Here is a 3688-nt window from a genome sequence, read left to right on the forward strand (position 1 = left end):
ATGTATGCATATAATATATAAAAAGGTGGTTACTAATGTAGAATTTTATTAGAGTATAAGAATGCTTACTTCACTTGAATAAATTTAAGTAGGAGGTGGCTTCCTTGCTTACACTGTAAGTAAGGAAAAGTATTTGGACATATATAGTATAAGTATAGTGATTGTTTTAATTGCCTTAACGGCATTTTTCGTTGCAGCAGAATTTGCAATTGTTAAAGTGAGGAGTTCACGAATTGACTATTTAATTGCAAAAGGAAATAATCGTGCAATATCTGTCAAAACAATCATTACAAACTTAGACGAATATTTATCAGCTTGTCAATTAGGAATAACTGTTACAGCTCTTGGGATTGGGTGGTCTGGTAAACCTGCGCTAAAGCACATGTTTGATGTGTTGTTTGCAAATTGGAACGTCCCTACTCAACTCGCAGACATTTTAGCTATAATTTTAGTATTTTTGTTTATCACATTTTTCCATGTGGTAGTAGGAGAGTTAGCTCCAAAAACATTTGCGATTCAAAAAGCAGAACAAGTGAGTTTCTTTGTTGCTAAGCCACTCATTTTGTTTTATCGTATTGCATTCCCATTCATTTGGATTTTAAATGGATCAGCTCGGTTAATTACAAAGTTTCTTGGGTTGAAACCACCAAAAGGGCATGATGAAGTGCATTCAGAAGAAGAATTGCGGTTGTTAGTTTCAGAAAGTTATAAAAATGGTGAAATTAATCAATCTGAATATAAGTATGTGAATAAAATATTTGAATTTGATGATCGTATTGCGAAAGAAATAATGGTACCACGAACAGAGATGAATATTTTAAATAAAGAAATGCCTGCTGAAGAGGCTTTACAAAAAATGTCTCATGAAAAATATACGAGGTATCCGGTTGTTGATGGTGATAAGGACCATGTAATAGGCTTTGTGAATTTTAAAGATATATTTACAGATTTTGTGAAGCACCGAGTTGTTAGTGAAAAGACAGTGGAGCAATATATTAGGCCAATTATTTTAGTTATTGAATCTATCCCGATTCATGATCTATTTTTAAAAATGCAAAGAGAAAGAACACATATCGCTATATTAATTGATGAATATGGTGGTACATCAGGTCTTGTAACCGTTGAAGATATTTTAGAAGAAATTGTAGGGGATATTCAAGATGAGTTCGATACTGATGAACAACCGGAAATCCAACAAGTTAGTGAGACGAAAACGATTTTAGAGGGAAAAGTACTTGTTAGTGAAGTGAACGCATTATTAGGTTTGACTATTGACGACGATGATGTCGATACGATTGGCGGTTGGATCCTAACAAAAAATATTGAGATTTCCGAGGGTGATACCATTGAGATTGAAAATTATAAATTTTGCGTAAAAAAATTAGATGGACACTATATTAAGAGATTAGAAGTAACGAAACCTTCAGAATCGATTGTTATTGTAGGAGATGAAAAAAAGATTTCGCTGCAAGAACAAATTAGTTCGTAAACTCTGCTTTGTAGCAGAGTTTTTTTGAGCAAAATGTTTTTTGATGTATTAGGGCTATGATACAATTACACAAGTCAGACCTTTCACTAGGTGAAATAAATGAAATGTATTATTGTATACATATATTCGGAAGGAGAACCACTATGAAAAAACATTTATATATAAATGGGGTATGGAAATCAGTAGAGACGTATAAACCATTGTATGCACCATATTCTGAAGAAACATTAGCGGAGATTGCGCAAGGTACAGAAGATGACGTTAAGGAAGCAATAGTTTCGGCCAAAAATGCAATGAAAGAAATGAAAAAATTATCCGCATACGACCGTGCAACTATTTTAGAAAAGGTTGCACAAAAAATGGATGAGAGAAGAGAAGAGTTTGCAGAGATTATCGCAAAAGAAGCTGCAAAACCAATTCGTGCTGCACGGGGAGAAGTAGATCGCACTGTTCAAACATATAAGTTTGCAGCTGAAGAAGCGAAGCGAATATATGGTGAGACGTTACCATTAGATGCTGCACCAGGAGCAGGTGGCCGTATAGCGTATACAATTCGACAACCAATCGGGGTTATTGGTGCTATTACACCGTTTAATTTTCCACTTAATTTAGTAGCACATAAGGTAGGCCCAGCAATTGCGGCTGGAAATACTATTGTGCTAAAGCCTGCCGACCAAACGCCACTTTCTTCGTATGCATTGGTAGAATTATTTGAAGAAGCTGGTTTACCAAAGGGAGCTTTCAATATAATTTCTGGACCTGGATCTGTTGTAGGTGAGGCATTAGTAAAAGATGAGAACGTTGCTAGTATTACTTTTACAGGAAGTCCGAAAGTAGGTATTGGAATTAAGGAAAAAGCCGGGTTGAAACGAGTGACGTTAGAATTAGGATCGAACGCTGCAGTAATTATTGATGAAGATGTTGAATTGACAGACGAAATAATTGAACGTGTAAAATGGGGCGCGTTTGTGAATAATGGACAAGTTTGTATTTCAGTACAACGTGTTTTTGTGCATGAACGCAAAATGGAAGAGTTTATTACAAAATTAACGAAAGCAATGGAAAACGTTGTAGTAGGAGACCCGCTTCATGAAGAAACAGATGTATCAGCACTTATTTCAAAAAAAGATGTAGAACGTATAAATTCATGGGTGGAAGAGGCAGTTAAGGAAGGAGCTAATGTTGTATACGGTGGTAACAAACGTGATGCAAGGATTTTTGAACCAACTGTATTAACAAATGTTCCAGATTATGTATCTGTTCAGTGCCAAGAAGTATTTGGTCCACTTATGACTGTAAATACATTTAAAGAATTTGATGAGGCTTTAGAACAAGTAAATAATTCACGTTATGGATTACAAGCAGGTGTATTTACAAACAATCTATGTAAGGCAATGCGTGCAATTGATGAATTAGAAGTCGGTGGTGTCATGATTAATGATATTCCAACGTTCAGAGTAGATCATATGCCTTATGGCGGTGTGAAAGAGAGTGGCACAGGCCGTGAAGGGATTAAATATGCAATAGAAGAAATGACAGAAATGAAATTAGTGTGTATTAAAAAATAAAGTAGATCGAGCTTAAACACCGCAATAAAAAACGAGCAGGAAATGTTTACGATTCCATACTCGTTTTTTATTGTTTGTTTTACGTTTCTCGGAACGATTTCATTTAATCAAGTGTACCTTTTACTTCATTTCTTGTTTGAAAATATCATCTTCGACATAAATATGTTCTTTATCTACAGCAGTGCTATGAGAGAGTACTAAACCGATTGGTGTTTCAGTACCTTTATTTTGAACAATTGTAAAAGGAATATTTTTTTCAGTTGCTAATTTAATGTATTTTGATAAATGTGGGTAAGCAATGCTTCCATTTAGGAATAGTTGTAATGATTGAGAAGAACGTATGTTACCCGTTACTTCTGTATACACATTACTTTGCATTACTTGACCGATTGTTAAAGCGATTTCTACACGCTCACGTAATGTAGTTAAGTACATATTACGTTCTTCTGGTTTGTTTTGCTTTTGGCCATATATGCCTTCTTGGAGATAGTCTTCCACATTTTTATTTACCATATTTTTCACACCTTTCACTTCTTATTGTACGCAAGAATTAAAAAGGATGCAAAAAAAAAGTAGTTTTGAACAGGAAAATAATTTAAAAAATGAGAAGGGGAAAGGGATATAGGAATAC

The 3688-nt window shown here is 34.6% G+C and carries 3 protein-coding genes; 2 read left to right on the forward strand and 1 reads right to left on the reverse strand.

The window, feature by feature from the left end; translation table 11 throughout:
* The first annotated feature begins 133 nt into the window (after positions 1 to 133).
* Both AB3X49_RS19325 and AB3X49_RS19330 read left to right on the forward strand, forming a co-directional pair.
* Positions 134 to 1489 (forward strand): hemolysin family protein, encoded by a 1356-nt coding sequence (locus AB3X49_RS19325; RefSeq protein ID WP_002127238.1) that lies wholly within the window; start codon positions 134 to 136, stop codon positions 1487 to 1489.
* Positions 1490 to 1632: 143 nt separating this feature from the next.
* On the forward strand, positions 1633 to 3057 hold the full coding sequence (locus AB3X49_RS19330) for an aldehyde dehydrogenase family protein (protein ID WP_002085816.1): 1425 nt from the start codon (positions 1633 to 1635) through the stop codon (positions 3055 to 3057).
* A gap of 120 nt (positions 3058 to 3177) precedes the next feature.
* Here AB3X49_RS19330 and AB3X49_RS19335 read toward each other — a convergent pair whose 3' ends face one another.
* The gene (locus AB3X49_RS19335) at positions 3178 to 3570 is read right to left on the reverse strand and encodes a YueI family protein (protein ID WP_002085811.1); all 393 of its coding nucleotides are present in this window, start codon (positions 3568 to 3570) and stop codon (positions 3178 to 3180) included.
* Positions 3571 to 3688 lie beyond the last annotated feature (118 nt).

The sequence above is a fragment of the Bacillus sp. C30 genome (genome assembly GCF_040838255.1).
Classification (GTDB): domain Bacteria; phylum Bacillota; class Bacilli; order Bacillales; family Bacillaceae_G; genus Bacillus_A; species Bacillus_A mycoides.

Coding starts and splice junctions, on each gene's coding strand:
- AB3X49_RS19335 (WP_002085811.1), bottom strand. CDS start 3,570: ATGGTAAATAAAAATGTGGAAGACTATCTCCAAGAAGGCATATATGGC.
- AB3X49_RS19330 (WP_002085816.1), top strand. CDS start 1,633: ATGAAAAAACATTTATATATAAATGGGGTATGGAAATCAGTAGAGACG.